Source organism: Streptomyces sp. NPDC001222 (genome assembly GCF_042896945.1).
Lineage (GTDB): Bacteria > Actinomycetota > Actinomycetes > Streptomycetales > Streptomycetaceae > Streptomyces > Streptomyces gibsoniae.
Genome location: NZ_JBIAXT010000003.1, coordinates 331,244 through 354,855, shown reverse-complemented (window position 1 = coordinate 354,855; position 23,612 = coordinate 331,244). Strand labels below are relative to the sequence as shown.

The window sequence follows — 23,612 nt, the reverse complement described above, 5'->3', positions numbered from 1 at the left end:
ATGTCCGTGGTCGACCGGCAGGAGTGGGACGTCGTCGTGGTCGGGGCCGGCGGGGCCGGCCTCCGGGCCGCCATCGAGGCCCGAGAACGCGGCGCCCGTACGGCCGTGATCTGCAAGTCGCTGTTCGGCAAGGCGCACACCGTGATGGCGGAGGGCGGCATCGCGGCGGCGATGGGCAACGCCAACCCGCACGACAACTGGCAGGTGCACTTCCGCGACACCCTGCGCGGCGGGAAGTTCCTCAACCAGTGGCGGATGGCCGAGCTGCACGCGCGCGAGGCCCCCGAGCGGGTCTGGGAACTGGAGACCTGGGGCGCCCTGTTCGACCGCACGAAGGACGGCCGCATCTCCCAGCGCAACTTCGGCGGTCATGAGTACGCGCGCCTCGCGCATGTCGGCGACCGTACGGGCCTGGAGCTGATCCGCACGCTGCAGCAGAAGATCGTCGCGCTCCAGCAGGCGGACAAGAAGGAGACCGGGGACTACGAGTCCCGGCTGAAGGTCTTCCAGGAGTGCACGGTCACCCGGATCCTCAAGTCCGGGGACCGGGTGTCCGGGGTCTTCGCCTACGAACGGGAGTCCGGCCGGTTCTTCGTGCTGGAGGCGCCCGCCGTGGTGATCGCGACGGGCGGCATCGGCAAGTCCTTCAAGGTTACGTCGAACTCGTGGGAGTACACGGGCGACGGACACGCGCTGGCCCTGCTCGCCGGGGCGCCGCTGCTGAACATGGAGTTCGTGCAGTTCCACCCGACGGGCATGGTCTGGCCGCCGTCGGTGAAGGGCATCCTCGTCACCGAGTCGGTGCGCGGCGACGGCGGGGTGCTCAGGAACTCCGACGGCAAACGGTTCATGTTCGACTACATCCCGGATGTCTTCAAGGAGAAGTACGCGCAGACCGAGGACGAGGCCGACCGCTGGTACGAGGACCCGGACAACAACCGGCGCCCACCGGACCTGCTCCCCCGTGACGAGGTCGCGCGCGCCATCAACGCCGAGGTGAAGGCGGGCCGCGGCTCCCCGCACGGCGGTGTGTTCCTCGATGTCTCCACCCGGATGCCCGCCGAGGTCATCCGGCGCCGGCTGCCGTCCATGTACCACCAGTTCAAGGAGCTGGCGGACGTCGACATCACCGCCGAGGCGATGGAGGTCGGGCCGACCTGCCACTACGTGATGGGCGGTATCGCGGTCGCCTCGGACACGGCGGCGGCCCGCGGGGTCCCGGGGCTGTACGCGGCCGGGGAGGTGGCCGGCGGGATGCACGGCTCCAACCGGCTGGGCGGCAACTCGCTCTCCGACCTGCTGGTCTTCGGGAGGCGGGCGGGGCTGCACGCGGCACAGTACGCGACCGCGGCCGCCGAACGCCCCACGGTCGACGACGCCCAGGTGGACACCGCCGCGGCGGAGGCCCTGCGCCCGTTCTCGGCGGAGGGGCCGGCACCCGGCGAGGAGACCGGACACCCGCCGGAGAACCCGTACACCCTGCACCAGGAACTCCAGCAGACCATGAACGACCTGGTCGGGATCATCCGCCGGGACGCGGAGATGCGGCAGGCGCTGCAGAAGCTGGGAGAGCTGCGGGCGCGGGCGCGCCGGGCGGGTGTCGAGGGACACCGCCAGTTCAACCCGGGCTGGCACCTCGCCCTGGATCTGCGGAACATGCTGCTGGTCAGCGAGTGCGTGGCCCGGGCCGCCCTGGAGCGGACGGAGTCGCGCGGCGGGCACACCCGGGAGGACTTCCCGGCGATGGATCGCGCCTGGCGCCGCGTCAATCTGCTGTGCCGGCTGGCCGACCCCACCGGCGGTCTGGCGGCGACGGACCCGGCCCGCGGCCAGATCACCCTGGCCCGCGAGACCACCGAACCCATCCGCACCGACCTGCTCGCCCTCTTCGAGAAGGAGGAGCTGGTCAAGTACCTGGCCGAAGAGGAGCTGTACGAATGAGCGGCTACGAGGCCCGATTCAAGGTGTGGCGGGGCGACACGGAGGGCGGCGGCCTGAAGGACTTCACGGTCGAGGTCCACGAGGGCGAAGTAGTGCTGGACATCGTCCACCGCCTCCAGGCCACCCAGGCGCCCGACCTCGCGGTGCGCTGGAACTGCAAGGCGGGCAAGTGCGGTTCGTGCTCGGCGGAGATCAACGGGCAGCCCCGGCTGATGTGCATGACGCGGATGTCGGTGTTCGAGCGGGACGAGACGATCACGGTGACCCCGCTGCGCGGTTTCCCGGTGATCCGCGACCTCGTGACGGACGTGGGCTTCAACTACCGCAAGGCGCGCGAGATCCCGTCCTTCGTGCCGCCCCCGGGAGTCGCCCCCGGCGAGTACCGCATGATGCAGGAGGACGTGGACCGGTCGCAGGAGTTCCGCAAGTGCATCGAGTGCTTCCTGTGCCAGGACACCTGTCATGTTGTCCGCGACCACGAGGAGAACAAGCAGGTGTTCGCCGGTCCGCGCTTTCTGATGCGGGTGGCGGAGCTGGACATGCACCCTCTGGACGCGGCCTCGGAGACGGGCCTGGACCGCAGGCGCACGGCCCAGGACGAGCACGGCCTCGGCTACTGCAACATCACCAAGTGCTGCACGGAGGTGTGCCCCGAGGGCATCAAGATCACGGACAATGCGCTGATCCCGATGAAGGAGCGCGCGGTCGACCGCAAGTACGACCCGCTGGTGTGGCTCGGGTCGAAGATCAGGAAGCGTCCGGCGGCCGGGTGAGCGCCTGATCGCGGCCGTACGAGGCCCGTCAGACGCGCACGCGACCGGGGCGCCGCCCGAGGATCTGCAACACCACGCCGGCCACCATCAGAACGAACCCGCAGGGGGCCACGATGTCGAGGGTGGTCGTGCCGCCGCTGGGGACGACGAATCTGAACAGCGCCATCCCCGCGACGAAGAGCAGCGCCCCGGAGCCCCACAGCCGGGGCCGCAGCACATATCCGCGCTGCCACGACGGCACGATCACCCGGCCGGTGGTGAGGGCAGTGACGCCGACGACGCCGTAGAGAACGACGACCAGCGCAAAGGCGATCAGCGATATGACGTGAAACATCGGGCCCCCCGGTGTGTGGTGGCCTGATCATGGCACCACCGCCTGCGGATGCCCAGATCCGCCCCCCGCACCGGCACACTCCGCTCGCGGCGCCGCGTCATCGGTCCTACGCTCCGGAATGTGACGCCGCCCACCCGTCGGCGCCGGTCGTGCCGGGCCGCCGCGTTCCGAGCCGTGCGACGGGCCCCTGTCGCGTTCGGGGCGATGCTGGTGGCGGTCGCGCTGGGGGCGGTGGCCGGGGCCGGACGCGACCGGGCCGCGACCGGTGATCTGGCGCTGCCGCTGATCGCCGCGGTCGCCGCCGTGGCGGTGGCGGTCTACACGTCGGTGCGGCGCAGACGGCGTACCAGGACGCGCACGACGCCCGGAGGACGGGTGCCCACCGTCGTACCGCTGGACGAACTCGACCGGCGGGCACGGCGGTTGCTCGTCGAGACCGACGACTGTGTGCGCACCAGCCGGGAGGAGCTGCGGTGGGCCGCCGCGCAGCTCGGGGACGAGGCGACACGGGAGTACGCCCAGGCGCTGGAGGACGCCGCGTCCGAACTGGCGGCGGCCTTCGGGATGCGGCAGCGGCTCGACGAGGGGGAGGGCGGGGCGCGGGCGCTGCTGGAGGAGATCGTGGCGCGGTGCGAAGCGGCCGGGCGGAGGCTGGACGCCCAGGCGGCCGGGTTCGACGGGGCGCGGGCGCTGGAGCGGACCGCGCGGGAGGCGCTGGAGCGTGCCGAGGCACGGTCCCGGGAGTCGGTGGCGCGGGTCGCGAAGACGGACGACACGCTCACCGGGTTGCGCGAGCGGTACGCGCTGTCCGCGTGTCTGCCGGTGGCGGGCCATCAGGACGTCGCCGAGGACCGGCTGTCCTTCGCCGCGTCCTGCCTTCACCGGGGCCGCCGGGCCGCGGAGCGGGGGGAGACGGGGGACGCGACGGTTCTGCTGCGCGCGGCCGAGGCCGCCGTCGGCCAGGCGGACCTGCTGGCGGCGGGCGTCGCACGGCTGGCATCGGCGCTGACGGCGGCGGCGGACGCGCTGCCCGGCGCCCTGACGGCGATGGAGAACGACATCGCGCAGGCCGCCGCGGAACCCGCCCGCGCGGATCTGCGGACCCGGACCGCCCAGGGCAGGGTGCTGGTGGCCGAACTGCGGCGGGAGCCGGGTGGGGAGGGCGTCGCCGACGGCAAGAACGCCTCCGGTGAAGAGACGGCGGCCGGGGAGCGGGAGGCGGAAAGCTCCTCCGGTGACGAGACGGCGGCCGGGGAGCGGGAGGCGGAGAACGCCTCCGGTGACGAGACGGCGGCCGGGGAGCGGGAGGCGGAGGGTCCGGGGACGGCGGACCGGGGAGCGCTCGATCCGGTCGGGGCGCTGCGGCGGATCGAGGACGTGACCGCCGGGCTGGACCGGGCGTCACAGCGGCGGCCGGAGGGGGCGTCGGCCCTCGACCGGCTGGACCGTGCCCTGCTCGTCGCCCGTGGCAGCGTCGGTGCCGCGTCGGACTACGTGACCACGCACCGCGGAGCGGTCGGCTGTGAGGCCCGCACCTGGCTCGCGGAGGCGGAGCGACGGCTGCACGCGGCGGAGCGCGCGGGCACTCCCGTGTCCGCCGTGGCCCTCAGCGACGCCCGGGAGGCGGACGCGTTCGGCCGCCGGGCCCGGCAGCTCGCGGAGCGGGACGTACGGACGTACGGGACGCCGTACGGCGAAGGTCTGTGGACGGGTGGCGCCGTGCTCGGCGGGATCCTGCTCGACGCTCCACACCGCCCGGGCGCCCCGGGCGGCGGCGGGCCCGCGAGCTACGGCGGACCGGGCACGCGGGCGCGCAGGGGCGGCGGGGACCTGTTCCGGCGCCGGCGGAAAGCAGACGACCGGATCTAGTGCCCCAACAACGTTCGCCGCGTCGCGACGCCCGGCGCGTGCTCTCGCCGCACCCGAAAGCCCAAGTACGTCCAGTACGAGACCTTCCGGCCGACAGGCCGAGAGGGCTTGCCGGACGCCGCTCCTTGACGGGCAAACGTTGCCTGCCGGGGCACTAGAAAAGGCTCAGCAGGGCCTCCGCCGGGTCCACGATCCCGTTCTCGCCGTCCGGGAGCGGGAGTTCGAACCAGACCGTCTTGCCGCGCGGTGTACGGCGCGAGCCCCAGGCCGCGGAGAGCAGCCCGACCAGTTGCAGACCGCGGCCTCCCTCGTCGGTGTCCCGGGCGCGCCGGCGGCGGGGCTGGACCAGGCCCGCGTCCCACACCTCGCACACCAGCGTCCGGTCGAGCAGCAGCCGTAGTCTGATCTCGCCCTCGCCGTATCGCAGGGCGTTCGTCACCAACTCGCTGACCAGCAGCTCCGTGGTGTCCACCAGGGGCTCCAGGTCCCAGGCGAGCAGCTGGCCGCGCGTGTACTCCCGGGCCCGGCCCACGCTGCGCGGCTCCCGCGGGAGCGTCCAGTCCCCGACGGACTCGGCCGGCAGTCCCTGGACACGAGCCATCAGCAACGCGATGTCGTCCTCGCCGTGATGCGAGTCCAGGGTGTTGAGGACGTGGTCGCAGACGTCCTCCAGGGGCTGGGAGGGGTCCGTGAGCGCGCCCACGAACGCCTGGAGGCCCTCGTCCAACGGATGGTCCCGGGACTCGACGAGGCCGTCCGTGTAGAGCGCGAGCAGGGCGCCCTCGGGCAGTTCGACCTCCACCTCCTCGAAGGGCTCGCCGCCCACGCCGAGCGGCATCCCGGGCGGCACGTCCAGCATCAGCGCGGGCTGGCCCGGTTCCACGACCACCGGCGGGAGATGGCCCGCGTTGGCGAAGGTGCAACGGCGCGTGACCGAGTCGTAGACCGCGTAGACACAGGTCGCGAGGTACACCTCGGACAGGTCGGCCTCGCGCGGCCGGCGGGCGGCGCGGGTGGCCTGCTGGACGCCTCCGGGGGCGCCGAGGTTGCGGGCGATCTCGTCGAGCTGGGCGAGGACTTCGGCCGGTTCGATGTCGAGCTGCGCCAACGTGCGGACGGCCGTGCGCAGTTCGCCCATGGCGACGGCGGCGCGCAGGCCGCGCCCCATGACGTCGCCGACGACCAGGGCCGTGCGATGGCCGGGCAGTTCGATGACGTCGAACCAGTCGCCGCCGACCTCGCTCGGCCGGCCGGTGGCCGCGTTGCCGGGCAGATAGCGGCAGGCGATGTCCAGGCCGGAGGCCTCCGGGTCGCCGGGCGGCAGCAGGGAGCGCTGCAGTATCAGCGCGCGTTCGTGCTCACGGCGGTACAGGCGCGCGTTGTCGATACAGACCGCGGCGCGCGCGGCCAGTTCGACGGCGAGCGCGTGGTCGCGTTCGCCGAACGGCTCGCTGCCCTTGGTGCGGGAGAACTTGGCGAGGCCGACCACGGTGTCGTGCGCGACCATCGGAACGGCGAGCGTGGACTGGATCAGGCCACCGTCCTCGGCGGGGATGTGCCGGGGCCGGGCGGCCCGCAGGGCGTCCGCGTAAGGGGAGTTGAAGGCGTAGTGGTGGACGGCACCGACGGCGACGGGCTCGGTCCCGCCGGCGAAGGGCAGGTCCGCGACGGCGCTGGAGAACGCGACGCGGCGCATCTCGGCGCTGCCGTCGGCCAGGCCCGGCGGGGTCTCGTCGCCGGCCAGGAGGCCCTGGTAGAGGTCGACGGTGGCGAGGTCGCAGAAGCCGGGCACGACCACGTCGAGGAGTTCCCGGGCGGTGGTCTCCAGGTCGAGGGAGTTGCCTATGCGGGCGCCCGCCTCGTTCAGGAGGGCGAGGTTGCGGCGGGCGGCGGCGGCCTCGCGGGCGGCGGCGCGGCGGGCGGTGACGTCGATGCCGAGCCAGGCGATGCCGATGGGGCGCCCGCTGCCGCTGTGTACGCGGTAGAGGTTCACGGACCAGTGCTTGCGCTCCTCGGAGCCCGGGATGAATCCCGTGACATGCATGTCCGTGATCGAGTCGCCGGTCTCCAGGACGCGGCGCAGGGTGGCCGCGACGCGCTCCGCCTCCGGGGACTGCAGATAGTCATGGACGCTGTGGCCGCGGTGGTGGTCCGGGGTGCCGCCGAAGGTCGAGGCGAACCGCTCGTTGGCGCGCCGTACCCGCAGATCCGGGTCGATCAGCAGGAAGCCGAAAGGAGATTGGCCGAAAATCGCCTGCGAGGCGGCGAGATCGGTCTCGATGCTTCGGAGCGTGCGGACGTCGACGATGATGCACACGGCGGCCCGGTCGCCGTCCTCCGTGACGGTGGGCATCACATAGACCTCGGCGAGCCCCTCGGTCCGGCGCGCGTCGGGCGCCCGGAAGGGGATGACGCCGGTCCACTCCCGGCCGTCGAGGATCTCGGCCATCTTGCGCTGGCCGCGCTCGCGCAGCTCGGGGGCGACGAACGCCTCGATGGGGTCCATGCCGACGGCCCGTTCGCGGGGGATGCCGAAGAGCTGCTCGGCCCGCAGGCTCCACTGGTCGACGTGTCCGTCGGGGCCGATGGAGAACGAGGCGACCTTGATGTAGTCGTAGATGGAGCCGGGCGGGTTGCTCTGCCACAGAAGACCGCTCGTCGCGTCGCGCAGTTCGACGGCCACGGCGGAATCCACCGCGGCCCCGTCCCTCGCGCCGCCCGACGGGTCCTCGGACTCCGTGGCCTTCGCTGGTATCTCGCTCACGCGAACCGTCCCCTCCAGCTCACCGCATCCGGCACCGGTCACCGGGGGCGGCTGCCCGCAGTATCCAGCACTACGGTGCCGCACAACACGGTGTTCACGATCACAGCACGGTCCCGATGCTTTTTGGACCGGCCGGGCCATACTCCCAGTCTTCTAACCAGGTGAAGCCCGGTCGAACCCCCTGGCACGGCCTACGGCCGGCCGGGAACCGCCAGCTCGAACCAGACCGTCTTTCCGGTGTCCGCCGGGCGGGTCCCCCAGCGCCGCGAGGAGTGGGCGACGAGCTGGAGGCCGCGGCCGTCCTCGGACTCGGCGTCGGCGGAGCGCTCGCGAGGCGGGTCGGGAAGGGTGTCGGAGACCTCGACGCGCAGGCCGGGGGAGGCGCCGCCGGAGCGCACGAGACGGAGCCCGATGGGGCCGGGGGCGTGCCGCAGCGCATTGGTCACCAGCTCGCTGACCAGCAGCGCGGCGACGTCGCTGATCTCGTCGAGTCCCCAGGCGCGCAGCTGGCCCCGGACAACGGCACGAGCGGTCCGAACCGCACCGGGGTCTGCGTGGAACGTCCACTCGGCGCTGGTGCCTTCGGTGTCGAGCACGCCGATCACTTCCCGGGCCAGATACTCATCATGTCCGGTTTCGGGGGATTAATTGGCCCATACCCGGTATCAGGAGCGCCTTACCGCGCGCCCGGGCGCACTGTGGCACGGACGGCGTACGGGACGTCGGCCCCTGGCGCACCATGCGCCTCGGCAGCCTCCTGTCAGACGGGGCTTTCGAAACACGCCCAGGGGGGTCTGACAATTCCCGCCGGGCACGCGACGTCTGGCACCCTCTAGTGCCGCGGCCAGCCGGTGAGCCTTCCCGGGCGCGGCACTAGCGATTCCACACGGTCAGCACGGCCTTGACCGCCGCCACGTCCTGGTCGAGCCAGTCCACGTCCCAGATCTCATCGGGGGTCAACCAGCGCAGCTCGTCGTGGTCCTGGAGGGGCTCGGGGCGGCCGGCGAGCAGACGCGCGGTCCACACCCGCAGGATGTAGCCCGGCTTCAGCGGCCACTCCCCCGGCACACGCCCGACCGGCTCCGCGGTCACCCCGAGCTCCTCCCGCAGCTCGCGCGCCAGGGCGTGCTCGGGGGTCTCACCCGGTTCGACCTTGCCGCCGGGCAGCTCCCAGCGACCTGCGAGCTCCGGGGGCGCACTACGGCGCGCGGCCAGCAGGCGATCGCCGTCCAGCAGGGCGGCGCCGACCACCACGATCGGTTGCGTCATGCGCCGGAGCCTACGGGAGCGCGCGGCGGATCACATGCCGGACCGCTCCCCCCGCCGGGCGCCGCCCTGGCCGATGCGCTCGACCCAGTAGAGCTGCTTGTGCCCGCGGTCGTCGAGGCTGTCCACGATCTTCTGGGCCTCGGCGCGGGTGGCGTACCTGCCCACGCTGTAGCGATTGCCGTTGTCGTCCTGCCGTATGACGAGCCAGGGAAGAGTGACCGTGCCGTCGCTCATCGAGCCCCTCCACTTCCCGTCCCCGGCTCCCGCCGTGCCCCACCCACCAAGGAAACCGCACTGCGCATATGCCCGAGCCTACGCCTAACCTTTACGCAGCGAATACGTCTTTTCACGAAGAGGTACGCAACCAGCCATGTCACAGGGGGCGCACGCCGTCGTTTGCGCCGTCACATGCGCCCCGCGCGCATGCAGAACAGTCCGGAACACCGGCGGATCACGGGGCGGCGGACGCGAGGAAACGACCGGATTGCGACCGCGCCGGGAGCCGGGGCGGTCATTTCGACGACGCGGCTCAACTTCCCGGGAAATCAAGCAACTTGAACGACCACGCTCCCGTCCGCCCGCACCGCGGGCGAGCGGCGAGGGCGCGGGCCGGGGGCGTGCGGCGCCGAGGGAGAGCGGGCCGAGCACCGGACGGAAACGATCCGAGCCCCGAACGGAGGGGACTCGCATGCCGGCCGGAGGGCGCACCCGGACCCTCGCGCGCCCCCTACTTCACCGGCAGGCGCTACGCCGCTACTTCACCGGCAGGTGGTACGACACCCGGTACCGGTCCGCCGGCACCACCACGTCCGCCGTCTCCACCGGACGGCCCGAGGCGTAGTAGGTCCGCTGGACGACCAGCACGACATGGCCGGGGACGCCGCCCAGCGCGAGCAGTTCCTCCGCGAGGCCGGGACGGGCGCCGACCTCCTCCGTGACGTTGTCCACGACCACGTCGATGGCCGCCATGCGCTCGACGACCCCCATGCCGCCGAGCGGCCCCTCCTCGGGGAGCATCACGGGGGTGCGGCCGGTGAGCGCGAGGGGCTCCCAGGATGTGGAGAGCATCATCGCCTCACCCGCCTCCCGGAAGACGTACTTCGTGCGCATCACGCGGTCGCCCGGCTGGATGCCCAGCCGCTCGGCGATGGCGCCGCTCGCCTCCCGCTGCTCGCTGCGCGACTCCCATGTGCCGCGCACGGAGGCGTCCGTCTGCTCCTGGCGGAAGGGGGTGGCACCACTCTCCGGCCGGAACCCCGAGCGGGCCACCCGGCGCGGCACCGGCCGCTCCCGGACATAGGTGCCGGACCCGGAGCGGCCCTCGACGAGCCCCTCGGCCATCAGGACCTTGCGCGCCTCCAGGGCGACCGTGTCCGAGACTCCGTACTCCTCGCGGATGCGGGCCTGGGAGGGAAGGCGTGTATGGGGCGGCAGCAGCCCGTCCACGATCTTCTTACGGAGATCACCCGCGACACGCAGATACGCCGGCTGCTCACCGAAAGTCACTGGCCGCTCCCATCAGCTTGTACAGACAGCAACAGCCTGGCAACCGTGGGTTGTGCCGCGCAAGTAGTGGCCAGAGAATCACTCGAAGTGATGACCCACTTCTTCCGATGGCTTTACGCAGGCATTTTCTGCCCGGTCTGGCGGCCGTCACACCTGCTTTCCGTCACCCGGGGCCCCTCCGGAGCCCGAGCCGCCCTGCCTGTCGCGCGCCGGAGGAGTCGTGGCCAGGCCCAGAGCCTTGCGCGCGGTGACCGCCGTCCGGCCCTCCAGAAGCGTGCTGCCCCGGCCGTAGTGGACGTAGAAGGTGTCGGCGTCCGTGGCGGCGGCCGCCCTGCCCCACTCCTCGCGGGCCCGGTCCAGGACCGCCGTCCGCCCGGCGACCGGCTCCCGGGCGCCGTCCGGCCAGTCGTGGGCCCGCAGCCGCCGGGACTGGTCGGCGAGCGCCGTGGCGACCCGCGCCGCCCATCTGCGATGGCCCGGCAGGTCGTCCTCGAGGTACGCGGCGTCGGGAGCGGTGTCCAGGGCCGTGTACAGGACCGCGTCCGCGCGCAGATAGGCGAGTTGGTCGCCGGTGAGGGTGGTGGCGTCGCGGCGCAGCGTGCCGGTGAGGGTGCCCCGCTCGTCGGTGTTGCCGAACATGCAGGTCACCTGGCGGTCGCCGTGGCCCCAACCGTCCCGGGTGGGGGTGAAGTAGTAGACGTCGACATCGTCGGCGATCGCCCAGGAGTCCATGGCGTACGTACCGCGAAGCGCGTAGCACCGGTCGCCGGCCTTCTCGGTGATCGCGTCGTCGCCCGGGAAACCGCCGCCCGGGAGCGCGAAGTTCGCGAAGACCTCGGCCTGGTGCCGTCCGGAGCAGGGCACCTTGTCCACGTCGGGCACCTCGCCCTCGAGCGAGCCGCCCGGCGCGTCGAAGCACTCGCCCTTCCGTACGGAGAACGTCGCGCCGTCACCGTGCGCCCCGTCCCTGACGCCCTCCCAGACGTCGTGCGCGCCACCGGTCGTGAAGGCGGCCACGAACAGGGCGAGCCCGATCGAGGACATCACGATGCCGCCGATCGCGAGCCCCCGGCCGCGTTCGCCGCGCCGCCGGATCTGCACGAGCGCGATGAGTCCGAGGACCAGCCCGAGGGCCGGCAGGAAGCAGAGGATGCCGAGGACGAGCGCGGCGATCGCGAGCCCGTTGACGGGCGCCGGCCGGTTGTACGGGGAGTACCCCTGCCCCCAGGGCCGGTACGGCAGCCCGGGTCCGTACGGCTGCCGGTAGGGACCCTGCGGGTACGGACCCCCGGGCTGCCGGGGCCCAGGGGGCGGGGGTATGGCCACGGGTACCGCTCCTCGTCCGACATACGCGCAGAACAGATGTACGACGCGCATGGTAGGTGCGGGCAGCGGGATCCCCCGGGCCGGGGATCAGAACTGCAGCGCCCAGGAGTCGATCTTCCCGGTGTCGAACATCCCGTAGTCGCCGACCCTCAGCCGCCAGGTGCCGTTCGCCGTCCGGGACGAGGCGTTCACGGTGTACGTGGTGTTGATGTCGTGCGTACTGCCGCCGGCTCCCAGGGGCTTGAGCAGATACGCGATGCCGTCCGGCGCGATCAGCTGGATCTGCAGGTCACCGATGTAGGTGTGCTGGATGTGCACCTCGACGGCGAGGTTCGCGGGGGCCTTCCCGGGGACTCCGGTGACCGTGATCGGCGAGTCGACGGTGGAGAAGTCGCGGATCGGGTAGTCTGCGGTGTTCACGAAACGTGGCCGGGTCGGGGGCGGCGGAACGGGCGTGCCGGTGCCGCCGGCGACGTCGAGCAGCCGGTTGGGCGAGCCGGTTCCCGGGGCGGCGACGACACCGGCGGTCGCGGCGGCCGTCAGCGCGACGGCGACCTGCGCGGGCGTGGCCGTCGGATGGTCCCCCAGATAGAGGGCCGCCGCCCCCGTCACATGCGGCGTCGCCATCGACGTACCGGACAGCGTGTTGGTGGCCGTGTCGCTGGAGTTCCAGAGGGACCTGACCGAGGAGCCCGGCGCGAACAGGTCCAGCATCGAACCGTAGTTGGAGTAACCGGCGCGCCCGTCGCCCTGCTCGATGGCTCCGACGGTGATCGCCTCGGCCACCCGGGCGGGCGAGTAGCCGGAGGCGTCGTCGTCGCTGTTGCCCGCGGCGACCGCGAAGGTGACGCCCGAGGCGATGGTGTTGCGGACGGCGGTGTCGAGCACGCTGTCGGCGGGGCCGCCGAGGGACATGTTGGCCACGGACGGACCGCTGTGGTGCTGGGCCACCCAGTCGAGGCCCGCGACGACCTCGTCGGTGGTGCCCGAGCCGGAGTTGTCCAGGACGCGGACCGCGACGACCTTCGCCTTCTTGGCGACGCCGTACGCCCCGCCGGCGACCGTGCCCGCGACATGGGTGCCGTGGCCGTTGCCGTCCTGGGCGACGTTGTCGTTGTCGACGGCGTCGTAGCCGTTGGCGGCGCGCCCGCCGAAGTCGTTGTGGGTGACGCGGACACCGGTGTCGATGATGTACGCCGTCACCCCCTGGCCCGCCGAGTCGGGATAGGTGTATCTGCCGTCGAGGGGCAGGGTCTTCTGGTCGATGCGGTCCAGCCCCCAGGAGGGCGGATTGTTCTGCGTCGACGCGGTGTGGAAGACATGGCTCTGGACGACGGAGGCGACGGCCGGGTCGGCGGCGAACCGCCTCGCCGCCGACGCGGTGGCGTGGATCGCGTAGCCGTTGATCGCCTTGACGTAGGTGTGCCCGATGGTGCAGGCGTACTTCCGGGCAAGGGCCCTGCCGTCGTCGGAGTCGGCCCGTACGCCGTCCTTGAGAAGGACGATGTAGCTGCCCGGGACGGTGTTCACCGCGCCCTGGTACCGGACCGCGCCCTGGACAGCGGGCGTGGCGTGCGTGGGAGCGGCGGAGACGAGTCCGACGAGCAGGGCCGCCGTGCCGATCCCGGCCAGTCGCCGCCGAGCATGCCGCATCACTGGCATCCGAGAGTCCTCCTCATCGGTGGAACGCTGATGACGCCTCGGTCGGTGGTACGGGTGCGCGAGGCGAGCGACGGTGCGGGCGCGACGCATGCGCGCCCAACACGGGCACCAGGCGGCGATCATGACATACCGTTACAAACCGGACAACTACCCTGGCCGCATGACACTGTTGCCGGACTGTTTCTGCCCGGCGGACGGCACCCGCGTGACCGCGGAGTCGCTCGCCTGGTGCTGTCCCGTCTGCCGAGGGCCGCTCGACCTGGACTTCGCGCCGACCCCCGCACCGCTGAAGTCCCTCAAGGGACGGGTGAACTCCCTGTGGCGGTACGCGGAGACCCTTCCGCTGGCCGCCCCCTCCATCAGCCTCGGCGAGGGCCGTACGCCGCTCGTGGAGCTGAGGGAGGGCATCTGCGCCAAGCTCGACTTCCTGATGCCGACCCTGTCCTTCAAGGACCGCGGCGCGGTCCTGCTCATCGGACTGGCGCAGCGGCTGGGTCCGCGGCAGGTGGTCTCCGACAGCAGCGGCAACGCGGGCACCTCGATCGCCGCGTACTGCGCCCGGGCCGGACTGCCGTGCACGGTGTACGTGCCGGAGGGCACCTCCGCCGAGAAGCGGGAGCACATCCGCGCGCACGGGGCCCGTGTGCACCTCGTCGACGGCGACCGGGAGGCGGCGGCGCAGGCCGCCCGTCAGGCGGCGGACGAGCCGGGGGTGTTCTACGCCTCGCACGCCTACAACCCGTACTTCCTGCACGGCACCAAGACCTGTGTGCACGAGCTCTGGGAGGACTTCGGGGGCCGGCTGCCGGACGTGCTCGTACTGCCCGTCGGCAACGGCACCCTGCTGCTCGGCGCGGCCCTGGCCGTCGCCGAGCTGTTCGGGGCGGGCCTGATCGACCGCCGCCCGGCGCTGTACGCGGTGCAGGCGGCGACGGTCGCGCCGCTGGCGCACGCCTGGGAGGAGGGCGCCGACGACCTGACGGGCCCCACCCCCGTGGCCCCCACGTTCGCCGAGGGCATCGCGATCCCCCGCCCTCCGCGGGCCCGCCAGATCCTGCGCGCGGTACGCGACTCGGGCGGCCGCTTCCTGACCGTGACGGAGGATCAGATCCGGCATGCCCAGCTGGATCTGGCGTCCCAGGGCCTGTACGTCGAGCCGACGGCGGCGGCCGGCTGGGCGGCGGCACGGGAGGGACTGCTCGAGTCGATCCCGCCGTCCCGGCTGCGCTCGAACGGGGGGATCGCCCCGGTGGTGGTGCCGCTGTGCGGAGCCGGACTGAAGACGGGACCGGCCCGGACCTGACCGGCGGGGTACGGGGCGCGGGTCAGACCGGTTCGGCGGCCAGCCTGAGCTGCTCCTCCTCGACGATGCGGCGGGCCAGGGCCGCATCCGAGACGTCGACGGCGTCCGGGGTGGCCTCCGCGACCTCGCTGCGCCGGGCGTAGACGTCGAAGAGGCGGTCCTTGTTCCGCAGAATCCGCAGCAGCCGGTCGTCCACCGTGCCCGTCGCCAGCAGACGGTGCACCTGGACCGTGCGGACCTGGCCCATGCGATGGGCACGGGCCACGGCCTGGTGCTCCAGCGTCGGCTTGAGCTGCGGCTCGCAGAGGATCACCACGGAGGCCGCCTGGAGGTTGAGGCCGGTGCCGCCCGCCTCGATCTGAGCGAGCAGCACCGCGTGCCCGTCGGCCGCCGCGAATTCGTCCACCAGCCGCTGCCGGCGGGCGGCGGGCACGTCCCCCGAGACGGAGCCGACGACCCCGTCCCCGAGAACGCCGCGCACCGTGGCGAGCACCTCGCGGAAGTAGGAGAACACCACCACCTTCAGCCCGTTCTCCGCGGCCTCCCGTACCAGATCGCGCAGCCGGCGCAGCTTGGCGGAGTGCTCGGCGTCGGCGTACGCCGCCCGGCGCATCGCCATGAAGTTCCCCTCGGAGACCGCCTTGCGGTAGGCCTCCCGGTCCCCGGCGCTCGGCTCCTCCCAGGCGTCGACCTGCACCAGCGCGGGCAGCTCGGTGAGCACGTCCTGCTGGTTGCGACGCAGATAGACGGGGGCGACCGCCGCGCGGAAGGCCCCCGGCCCGCCGGTACCGCCGCCCTGGTGGTCCTCGGGCAGCAGATCGGGGCGGAGCCGGCGGACCAGGGCGCGGAACTCGTGCACCCGGTTCTCCATGGGCGTGCCGGTCAGGAACAGGACACGGTCGCAGGCCTCGGTCCACACCGTGACGGCCCGGGCACGCCGGGTGCCGGGGTTCTTCACGTAGTGCGCCTCGTCCACGACGAGCATCCCGGGAGGTGCGCCGTCGGGCGCGGGCAGGGTGTGCAGCGTGTCGTAGGTGGTGACGGCGACTCCGCCGCGCTCGCGCCACTCCTCGTAGGCCTCCACGCGGTCCGGCCCGTGCACCAGCAGCGCGCGCAGGGTGCTGCGGGCGCCGATCTCCCGGGTCCAGTTGATCAGTACGCCCGCCGGGCAGACCACGAGGAAGTGGCGGTGCCCCTCGGCCGCGAGATGGGCGAGTGCGGCGATGGCCTGGACGGTCTTGCCGAGCCCCATCTCGTCGCCGAGCACGACCCGGCGCTGGGCGAGGGCGAACCGGGCGCCGAAGGACTGGTAGCCGCGCAGGGAGACCCGGCGGTGGGTGTCGTCGAGCGGCTGGGCGCGCACCCGCTCGGCCACCTCGGCCGGCAGCGAGCCCTCGCCCGCCGCCGTGGCGGGTCCCCGGGCGCAGACCTCGGCGAGCAGCCCGTAGTACTCCGCGGACCGCACCTCGAAGTCGACCAGGGCCTCCAGATCGGAGACGGGGCCGCGCAGCAGGTCGGCGCCTGCCTGCGCGAGCAGCAGCGGCACGCCACGGGCGGCGGCGTCGGCCAGCAGGTCCCCGATCCCGGCGACCGCGTCGAGCACCTCCCGACGTCTGCGCCGTCCGAGGAGCGCGAGGCGCAGGCGTACGCCGGCGGTCCGGGCCGCGGGCAGCAGGGTGCCGAGCCGCCGGTCGAGCCGCGTGGCGGCGTCCACGGCCCGGTGCAGCTCGGGCCCGGCCTCGACCAGCGGGTACAGGGCACCGAGGAGGGCGACGGTGCGGGGGCCGGGGTCGTCCACATCCAGGCGGACCGTGACCGTCTCCTCGACGGCCGCCGCGATCTGCCCGGCGGCGGCGAGCGCGCGGTCGGCGGTCTGCTGCCCCACGCCGGGCAGCCGGCGCAGCTCATGGCGGCGGGCCTCGTACACGGAGCGTACGGTCGCGAACCCGGCGGCCTCGATCGCCGCGATCCGCAGCCGCCCCTCGGTGGCGTCCTTCAGCCGGGCGACCGGGATGCCCTCCAGCTCTCCGGCGACGACTTCGGCGCGCAGCGGCGCGAGGGCCGTCCGCACCGCCTCCACCGCACGGGCGTGGTCGTCGAGCAGGGAACGCGCGGCGTCGTGCAGCCGCGCCGCCTCGGCCGACAGCTCCCGCGCCCTGCGCCCCACCGGCACCGCGCCGCCGCCCCCGGCCGTCCCGACAGCCCCCATGTCGCCCCTCGTGTGCACTCCCGCCCCGATGCGCGCACATCCTTCCACGGGGCACCGACAGGGCGACTTCGCGGGGAGGCGTGCGTCTCACCCGGGCTCGCACGGGAGAGCGATCGCCGCCCGGACCCCATGGACGGGCGAAAGCCACTTCTGTTGTTAATCCCGAACAGGAGGGGCAGGGTGGGTGACAGTGCCGCACAGTCGACCTTGTCCGACACAGGTGATAGTCGCGCCTGGAGGGATCATGCCCCACGCACGAACAGGTGGCCGGATCCCGTACGACACCGTGCGTACCACCCGGACCGTCGGGCGAACGGCGGGCGGCCCCGTCCTCCGGCTGCTCCCGGCGGCCGGCCCGCGCCGCCCGCCCCGGCTCCGAAGCGGGCACCGGGCGTGAGGCCCCCCGGTGGTGCCGCGTCCGCCAGCCGCCCCGCTCCCGGCTCCGGGGTGGGCCGGAAGGGGCTGAAGAGCGGCGCGCTGGGCATGTTCTCCTCGGTCGTGATGGGCCTGTCCTCCGCCGGACCCGCCTACAGCCTCGCGGCCACCCTGGGCCTCATCGTGGCGGGGGTAGGGCTCCAGGCCCCGATCATCACCATCATGGCGTTCGTGCCGATGCTGCTGATCGCGTACGCCTACCGGGAACTGAACGCCAGCAACGCCGACTGCGGCACCGCCTTCACCTGGGCGACCCGCGCCTTCGGGCCACGCGTCGGCTGGATGGGCGGCTGGGGGATCATCGTCGCCGACATCCTCTTCATGACCAACGTCGCCGAGATCGCCGGGATCTACGGCTTCCGGCTGCTCGGCTTCGAGTCGCTGGCGCACGACCGGATGTGGACGACCCTGGCGGGCGTCGTCTGGATCGCCGTGATGACCGCGATCTGCTACATCGGCATCGAGCTCTCGGCCGCCGTGCAGCGCTGGCTGCTGTGCCTGGAGGTCGTGGTGCTCATCCTCTTCGCGGTCACCGCGCTGGTCAGGGCCTACACCAGCGGTGCCCCGACGGCCATGCACGTCTCCGCCTCCTGGTTCAACCCCTTCGAGGTGCCCTCGCCGAGGGCACTGACCTCGGGCCTCCTCGCCGCGGTCTTCCTCTACTGGGGCTGGGACACCGCCGCCTCCGTCAACGAGGAGACCGTCGACAGCGCGCGCACTCCCGGGCGCGCCGTGATCGTCTCCATCACGCTGCTCCTCGTCACCTACGGGCTGGTGTCCACCTCGGCGCAGGCGTTCGCCGGGGTCGGGACCTCGGGCATCGGGCTGGGCAACCGCGACAACGCGGGCGATGTGCTGTCCGGCCTGGGCAACGCCGTGTTCGGCGGCGCCGGCGCGGGACCGTTTCTGTCGAGAGTGCTGATCCTCATGGTGCTGACCTCGGCGGTGGCCTGCACCCAGACCAGCATCCTGCCCCTGGCCCGTACCGTCTTCTCCATGGCGGCCCACAAGGCCGTCCCCTCCCAGCTGGCCCGGGTCCACCGCAGGTTCCTCACGCCGAGCTGGGCGACCGTCGCCATGGGCGCGCTCTCGATCGCCGTCCTGGTACTGCTGACCTCGTTCAGCCGGAACATCCTGGCCGACTCGATCGACGCGGTCGGCCTCGCGATCACGTTCTACTACGGGCTGACCGGCTTCGCCTGCGTCTGGTACCACCGCAGGATCCTCGACCGCAGCGCCCGTGACCTCGTCTTCAAGGGCGTGCTGCCGGGACTCGGCGGGCTGATCATGCTCCTCCTGTTCCTCTACGCCGCCTTCGACGTCTACGCCAGCCCCCGGTACGACGCGACCGTCATCGAGCTGCCGCTGATCGGACGCACGGGCGGGGCCACGGTGGTGGGTCTCGGGGCCCTGCTGCTCGGCTTCCTGCTGATGCTGGTGGTCACCCGGGACCACTCCGCGACCCTGAAACTCCAGCGCAGCCTGCTCCCGCGCGCCCTGCCCCCGATGACCGGGCTTGAGGCACAGAGCCGCTATCTGCCCGCGGACAGCGGGTCCGGTGTGGGCGGCGACTGGTTCGACGTCATCCCCCTGTCCGGGACCCGGGTCGCCCTGGTCGTCGGGGATGTGCTCGGGGGCGGTCTGCGGGCCGCCGCCACGATGGGGCGGCTGCGCACGGGCGTCCAGGTCCTGGCCCGGCTGGACCTGGCCCCGGACGAGCTGCTCGCACGTCTCGACGACCTGGTCGAGCAGACCGCGAACGAACCGGTGACGGCCCACGAGAGGGGCAGTACCAAGGCGCAGACCGACGCGGCCAGGGGGGTGACCTGTCTGTACGCGGTGTACGACCCGGTCTCGGGCCGGTGCCGCCTGGCGCACGCGGGCGAGTCGCTGCTGATGGTCGTCGAACCGCACACCGGGGTCGCCGACTGCCCCCGGCTGCCGCCCGGCCCCCCGCTGGGGGTGGCCGGACCGCCGTACGAGAGCACCGAACTCCAGCTGCGGCCGGGCAGTCTCCTCGCCCTGTTCTCGGGCGGCCTCCTCCAGGCGGCGGACAGCACCGAGGCGGGGCTCGCCCAGCTCGCCCGGATCCTCGGCGACCACCGGCGGCCCCTGCGCGAGCTGAGCGACCAGGTGGTGGCCACGCTGCTGCCGGGTCCGGTGGACGAGGACGCCACCCTGCTGCTGGCGCGCACCCGGATGCTCGACCCGAAGCAGTTGGCCCAGTGGGAGCTGCCCGCGGACCCGGCGGCGGTCGGCGCCATCCGCACCACCGTCGGCAAGCAGCTCGACGAGTGGGGGCTGGAGGACCTGGTCTTCACGACCGAGCTGGTCCTCAGCGAGCTGGTCACCAACGCCATCCGCTACGTCGGAGGGCCCATCCAGGTACGGCTGATCCGAGACCAGGCCCTGATCTGCGAGGTCTCCGACACCGGGCACAGCGCCCCCAACCTGCACCACGCCGCCAGCGACGACGAAGGGGGCCGGGGCCTGTTCATCATCGCCCAGATGACCCATCGCTGGGGGACGCGCTACACACCCACCGGCAAGACCATCTGGGCCGAGCAGATCCTGCCCCCTGGGCAGTGAGCCCGGGCTGCCGCGCACACGCGCAGGGGGCCACGGCGCGCTCGGCGCCGCGACCCCCTACGACGGGATCACCGGATCAGTCAGACGGTGGCATCCGGGCCGGCGGTCCGGCGGCGGCGCACCACGAACACGGCTCCGGCGCCGACGGCGACCGCGGCACCGCCCACCAGGGCGATGGTCGGGAGCGCCGAGCTGGAACCGGTCGACGCGAGCCGGCCCGTGGGGTCGATCTGCTTGTCGCCGGCCGGCTTGGCAGGCAGCGGCTTGCTGCCGCCCTGCGGCTTGGAGTCGTCGACGTCGCCGGGGACGGAACCGGCCTGCAGGATCTCGAACTCGTAGTAGCTGTCGTCACCCGAGGCGACGCAGTTGCCCTCGTCGTCGGCGTACATGCCGATGCTGATGGCGAACCCGAGACCGGCCGGGGCCTTCGCGTCCACGGCGAGGCGCAGGTCGATGGAGAAGGACTCCTTGGCCTTGATGTCGGTGTAGCCGAGGTAGCCCGCGCCCTCGTCCTCGCCGTCCAGGGAGATGCCGGTCCACTTGCCGGTGTCCGGGTCCTTGTACTGCAGGGTGAGGTGGCTGGTGTCGACGAAGAAGTCGTCCTCGTCGACCTGGGCGGCGAACACACCGAGGTCGACGCGCTGGTAGGCGTGGCTGCCGGAGTTCTTCACATTCAGCTTGAACCCGTGGAAGCCGCTGCCCGCGACGATCTTCGACGGCAGGCCGGAGAGGCTGGTCTGCAGGTTCTCGTCGAACTTGGGGTTCTCGTCGTCGCACTCCACCGGCCCCGAGGGCGACGGCGACGCGGAGGCGGAGGTGGAGGCCGACGCGGAGGCCGACGCCGACGCGGACGAAGAGGCCGGGGCCGATGCCGCCGGGGTCGTGTCGGCGGCCGCCGGGGTGGACTCGTCCACCCCGGCCGGGGTCGTGTCGGCGGCCGCGGGGGTGGTGTCCGTGGGGTCGGGCGTCGTCGTCCCGTCCGTCGTGGTGGTCTCCGTCTCCCCGGCCGTCGGCGACGGGCTGCCGTCGGACGCGTGGGCGACGGGGGCCACGAGCAGGACGGCCGGGGCGAGTGCGGCGCTCGCGGCCGCGAGGGCCAGGGAACGGCGAAGTCTCATGCGAACCTCGAGGACAGAAGTGGCTGTTGTTTTCGCAAAGAGGACTGCCGAATCCGACCAAGAGTTGCCCAAGCCGGCGCGTCTTTGTTGAGTGACCTACGTCACACCGCCGACGGATGCGGCGCCGGAGCCCACGAGCGCACGCGGCCCACGATCTTGGCGTGACACCGATCGCACGCATGCGCTATAGTCGATCTTGCGCCGGTCACCGGAACTCCGGGAAACCGGCCGCGCGTTGGTGGTCCAAGGAAAGACGCCCCGCTTCCTGCGGGGAAATGCAGGTGCAAGGCCTGCCCGGCGCTCGAACACGATCCCCACTCGCTGATGCGGGTGGGGATCGTTGCGTTGTCCCCGAGTGCCCGGCGCGAAGACTGATCAGGGGCAGGCCCGCCACGGGGAATGAACGGACCCGCCCCTGTACGAGCCGCCCGCGTACCTCCCCCCGGAGAGCAGGCGGCCTGACCCCGCCCGGGGTCACTACTTTCAGCGCGCCCTGATGATCAAGTGTCACGGGCGGCGGCTGATCGTCGCGAGGTCGGCACATCTGTGCGGCCCGGCGCACGCCTCCGCCACAAGTCGCGTACGGCACGCCCGCGCACCGGCCGGGCGGTCGCACCGCGCGACGATCTCATGATGTCGCCGCAGAGGTGGCGGCGCGGCCACCTCGTCACCACGCTCACTCTCGCCCTCATGGAGACCTACTGGTGCATCGAGGACGAGGCCGGGGACCAGTCGCCGACTAAACGTTGAAGCGGAACTCCACCACGTCCCCGTCCTGCATCACGTACTCCTTGCCCTCCATGCGGGCCTTGCCCGCGGCGCGGGCGTCGGTGACCGAGCCCGTGGCGACCAGGTCGTCGAAGGAGATGACCTCCGCCTTGATGAAGCCCTTCTGGAAGTCGGTGTGGATGACACCGGCCGCCTCGGGGGCCGTGGCGCCCTTCTTGATCGTCCAGGCGCGGGACTCCTTCGGGCCCGCGGTCAGGTACGTCTGCAGACCGAGGGTGTCGAAACCGACGCGCGCCAGGGTGGCGAGGCCCGGCTCGTGCTGGCCGACCGACTCGAGGAGTTCGAGGGCCTCCTCCTCGTCCAGCTCCGCGAGGTCCGCCTCCAGCTTGGCGTTCAGGAAGATCGCCTCGGCGGGGGCGACAAGCGCGCGCTGGTCGTTCTTGAAGGCGTCGTCCATCAGCTCGTCCTCGTCGACGTTGAAGACGTAGAGGAAGGGCTTGGTGGTGAGGAGGTGCAGATCGTGCAGCAGCTCCGCGCGCTCGCTGCCCTGGACGATGCCGTGCGCGAAGAGCGTGTCGCCCTTCTCCAGGATCTCCTTCGCCTCCTCGACGGCCTTCACCTTCGGGGCGACGTCCTTCTTGATCCGCGACTCCTTCTGCAGACGCGGCAGGACCTTCTCGATGGTCTGCAGGTCCGCGAGGATCAGCTCGGTGTTGATCGTCTCGATGTCGTCCTTCGGCGAGACCTTGCCGTCCACGTGCACGACGTTCTCGTCCCTGAAGGCACGGATGACCTGGCAGATCGCGTCCGACTCGCGGATGTTCGCCAGGAACTTGTTGCCGAGGCCCTCACCCTCGCTCGCCCCGCGCACGATGCCCGCGATGTCGACGAAGTCCACGGTGGCGGGCAGGACACGCTCCGACTTGAAGATCTCGGCCAGCTTGGTGAGACGGGCGTCCGGGACGCCCACGACACCGACGTTCGGCTCGATCGTGGCGAACGGGTAGTTGGCCGCCAGCACGTCGTTCTTGGTCAGGGCGTTGAACAGGGTCGACTTGCCGACATTGGGCAGACCGACGATTCCGATCGTGAGCGACACGTTGCGACTTCCCGTACGTGAGAGTGGAACTGGACTGGACTGGGCGGTGGGGGCCCGGGTCCGTCAGGAGCGTGTGCGGGCCGATCCACCAGTCTACGGCGTGACGGACCCCACCCCGGCGACGTATCGAACGCTTGGCCAAGCTCGTGACAACGGCGTGTCTGAGGGGTCATTCCGCACATAAACCGACCTAAGTTGGTCCAGTGGAGCAACACAGGACGCGACCCCCGCAGCACGGACCGCGACGCAGCGCACCCCTTCCCCCGCAGGGCAGACGGGGCCCAGCCGGCCGGGGCAACGGCGGGCCCCAGCGGTCTCCCTCGGCCGCACGACGCAACACACCTCCCGTCGCCCAGGCCGCACGGCAGCTGCCCGGTCCCCGGCTCACCGGCCTCGGCGGCGGGCTGTTCTGCGCGGCCGTGATGCTGACGATCGGATGCCTGGACCAGGTGCTGTTCGACTCGTCCCTCACGGTCTACGGCGTGCTGTTCCTGCCGGTGTGCATGCTGACCGCACTGTGGGTGCGGGGCGGGGACCTGGTGATCGCGCCGATCGTCGTGCCGATCGCCTTCGCCGTCGGACTGCTGACCGTGGTCGACGGCTCCGGAGGGCTCAGCGGGCGCCTGGTGGCGCTGGTCACCGCGCTCGCCACCCAGGCCGGCTGGCTCTACGGCGGCACGCTCGTG

General features: G+C 72.3%; 17 protein-coding genes. 6 read left to right on the top strand and 11 right to left on the bottom strand.

Annotated elements, in window-relative coordinates; all coding sequences use genetic code 11:
* Both ACFY2Z_RS07295 and ACFY2Z_RS07290 read left to right on the top strand, forming a co-directional pair.
* Positions 1 to 1,941 (top strand): fumarate reductase/succinate dehydrogenase flavoprotein subunit, encoded by a 1,941-nt coding sequence (locus ACFY2Z_RS07295; RefSeq protein WP_390743177.1) that lies wholly within the window; start codon positions 1 to 3, stop codon positions 1,939 to 1,941.
* Entirely contained in the window at positions 1,938 to 2,714 is a 777-nt protein-coding gene (locus ACFY2Z_RS07290; RefSeq protein ID WP_390743176.1) for a succinate dehydrogenase/fumarate reductase iron-sulfur subunit, read from the top strand. Before ACFY2Z_RS07295 ends, ACFY2Z_RS07290 begins: the two co-directional genes overlap by 4 nt.
* A 28-nt stretch (positions 2,715 to 2,742) precedes the next feature.
* On the opposite strand, the gene ACFY2Z_RS07285 is transcribed toward ACFY2Z_RS07290, so the two are convergent.
* Positions 2,743 to 3,048: a hypothetical protein gene (locus tag ACFY2Z_RS07285; RefSeq protein WP_390743175.1), complete on the bottom strand. Its 306-nt coding sequence runs from the start codon at positions 3,046 to 3,048 to the stop codon at positions 2,743 to 2,745.
* A gap of 120 nt (positions 3,049 to 3,168) precedes the next feature.
* Between ACFY2Z_RS07285 and ACFY2Z_RS07280 the strand changes: the two genes are divergently transcribed.
* A complete protein-coding gene (locus ACFY2Z_RS07280) occupies positions 3,169 to 4,917 on the top strand; it encodes a TPM domain-containing protein (RefSeq protein WP_390743174.1) in 1,749 nt (582 codons plus the stop codon).
* 154 nt (positions 4,918 to 5,071) lie between these two features.
* Here ACFY2Z_RS07280 and ACFY2Z_RS07275 read toward each other — a convergent pair whose 3' ends face one another.
* From ACFY2Z_RS07275 to ACFY2Z_RS07245, 7 genes are all read right to left on the bottom strand, one after another.
* Positions 5,072 to 7,681, bottom strand: a complete 2,610-nt coding sequence (locus ACFY2Z_RS07275) for a SpoIIE family protein phosphatase (protein WP_390743173.1) — start codon at positions 7,679 to 7,681, stop codon at positions 5,072 to 5,074.
* Positions 7,682 to 7,872: 191 nt separating this feature from the next.
* On the bottom strand, positions 7,873 to 8,286 hold the full coding sequence (locus ACFY2Z_RS07270; protein WP_390743172.1) for an ATP-binding protein: 414 nt from the start codon (positions 8,284 to 8,286) through the stop codon (positions 7,873 to 7,875).
* Positions 8,287 to 8,554: 268 nt separating this feature from the next.
* A complete protein-coding gene (locus tag ACFY2Z_RS07265; protein ID WP_390743171.1) occupies positions 8,555 to 8,950 on the bottom strand; it encodes a (deoxy)nucleoside triphosphate pyrophosphohydrolase in 396 nt (131 codons plus the stop codon).
* A gap of 30 nt (positions 8,951 to 8,980) precedes the next feature.
* A complete protein-coding gene (locus ACFY2Z_RS07260; RefSeq protein ID WP_355909715.1) occupies positions 8,981 to 9,184 on the bottom strand; it encodes an SPOR domain-containing protein in 204 nt (67 codons plus the stop codon).
* A gap of 519 nt (positions 9,185 to 9,703) precedes the next feature.
* Complete coding sequence (locus ACFY2Z_RS07255) at positions 9,704 to 10,456, bottom strand: GntR family transcriptional regulator (protein WP_355909712.1); 753 nt, start codon at positions 10,454 to 10,456, stop codon at positions 9,704 to 9,706.
* 147 nt (positions 10,457 to 10,603) lie between these two features.
* Positions 10,604 to 11,782, bottom strand: coding sequence for a DUF4190 domain-containing protein (locus ACFY2Z_RS07250; protein WP_390743170.1), 1,179 nt, complete (start codon positions 11,780 to 11,782; stop codon positions 10,604 to 10,606).
* Positions 11,783 to 11,869: 87 nt separating this feature from the next.
* The gene (locus ACFY2Z_RS07245) at positions 11,870 to 13,444 is read right to left on the bottom strand and encodes a S8 family serine peptidase (protein WP_390743169.1); all 1,575 of its coding nucleotides are present in this window, start codon (positions 13,442 to 13,444) and stop codon (positions 11,870 to 11,872) included.
* A 160-nt stretch (positions 13,445 to 13,604) separates the two neighbouring features.
* Between ACFY2Z_RS07245 and ACFY2Z_RS07240 the strand changes: the two genes are divergently transcribed.
* Positions 13,605 to 14,747 carry a threonine synthase gene (locus ACFY2Z_RS07240; RefSeq protein ID WP_390743168.1) on the top strand — a complete coding sequence of 381 codons (1,143 nt, stop codon included), beginning with the start codon at positions 13,605 to 13,607 and terminating at the stop codon, positions 14,745 to 14,747.
* Between the two features lie 22 nt (positions 14,748 to 14,769).
* Here ACFY2Z_RS07240 and ACFY2Z_RS07235 read toward each other — a convergent pair whose 3' ends face one another.
* Entirely contained in the window at positions 14,770 to 16,956 is a 2,187-nt protein-coding gene (locus ACFY2Z_RS07235) for a DEAD/DEAH box helicase (RefSeq protein WP_390743167.1), read from the bottom strand.
* Between the two features lie 447 nt (positions 16,957 to 17,403).
* Between ACFY2Z_RS07235 and ACFY2Z_RS07230 the strand changes: the two genes are divergently transcribed.
* A complete protein-coding gene (locus ACFY2Z_RS07230) occupies positions 17,404 to 19,980 on the top strand; it encodes an amino acid permease (RefSeq protein WP_390743166.1) in 2,577 nt (858 codons plus the stop codon).
* An 80-nt stretch (positions 19,981 to 20,060) separates the two neighbouring features.
* Here ACFY2Z_RS07230 and ACFY2Z_RS07225 read toward each other — a convergent pair whose 3' ends face one another.
* The gene (locus ACFY2Z_RS07225; protein WP_390743165.1) at positions 20,061 to 21,098 is read right to left on the bottom strand and encodes an LPXTG cell wall anchor domain-containing protein; all 1,038 of its coding nucleotides are present in this window, start codon (positions 21,096 to 21,098) and stop codon (positions 20,061 to 20,063) included.
* Between the two features lie 739 nt (positions 21,099 to 21,837).
* A complete protein-coding gene (gene ychF, locus ACFY2Z_RS07220) occupies positions 21,838 to 22,926 on the bottom strand; it encodes a redox-regulated ATPase YchF (RefSeq protein WP_390743164.1) in 1,089 nt (362 codons plus the stop codon).
* Between the two features lie 422 nt (positions 22,927 to 23,348).
* Here ychF and ACFY2Z_RS07215 point away from each other — a divergent pair.
* A partial coding sequence (locus tag ACFY2Z_RS07215) for a DUF6542 domain-containing protein (protein WP_390743163.1) occupies positions 23,349 to 23,612 on the top strand: 264 nt, incomplete at its 3' end.

Bases quoted from the DNA above. Each gene is read 5' to 3' on its own strand.
- ACFY2Z_RS07285 (WP_390743175.1), bottom strand. From the start codon at position 3,048: ATGTTTCACGTCATATCGCTGATCGCCTTTGCGCTGGTCGTCGTTCTC.
- ACFY2Z_RS07245 (WP_390743169.1), bottom strand. From the start codon at position 13,444: ATGCCAGTGATGCGGCATGCTCGGCGGCGACTGGCCGGGATCGGCACG.
- ACFY2Z_RS07260 (WP_355909715.1), bottom strand. From the start codon at position 9,184: ATGAGCGACGGCACGGTCACTCTTCCCTGGCTCGTCATACGGCAGGAC.
- ACFY2Z_RS07295 (WP_390743177.1), top strand. From the start codon at position 1: ATGTCCGTGGTCGACCGGCAGGAGTGGGACGTCGTCGTGGTCGGGGCC.
- ACFY2Z_RS07235 (WP_390743167.1), bottom strand. From the start codon at position 16,956: ATGGGGGCTGTCGGGACGGCCGGGGGCGGCGGCGCGGTGCCGGTGGGG.
- ACFY2Z_RS07290 (WP_390743176.1), top strand. From the start codon at position 1,938: ATGAGCGGCTACGAGGCCCGATTCAAGGTGTGGCGGGGCGACACGGAG.
- ACFY2Z_RS07240 (WP_390743168.1), top strand. From the start codon at position 13,605: ATGACACTGTTGCCGGACTGTTTCTGCCCGGCGGACGGCACCCGCGTG.
- ACFY2Z_RS07225 (WP_390743165.1), bottom strand. From the start codon at position 21,098: ATGAGACTTCGCCGTTCCCTGGCCCTCGCGGCCGCGAGCGCCGCACTC.
- ACFY2Z_RS07265 (WP_390743171.1), bottom strand. From the start codon at position 8,950: ATGACGCAACCGATCGTGGTGGTCGGCGCCGCCCTGCTGGACGGCGAT.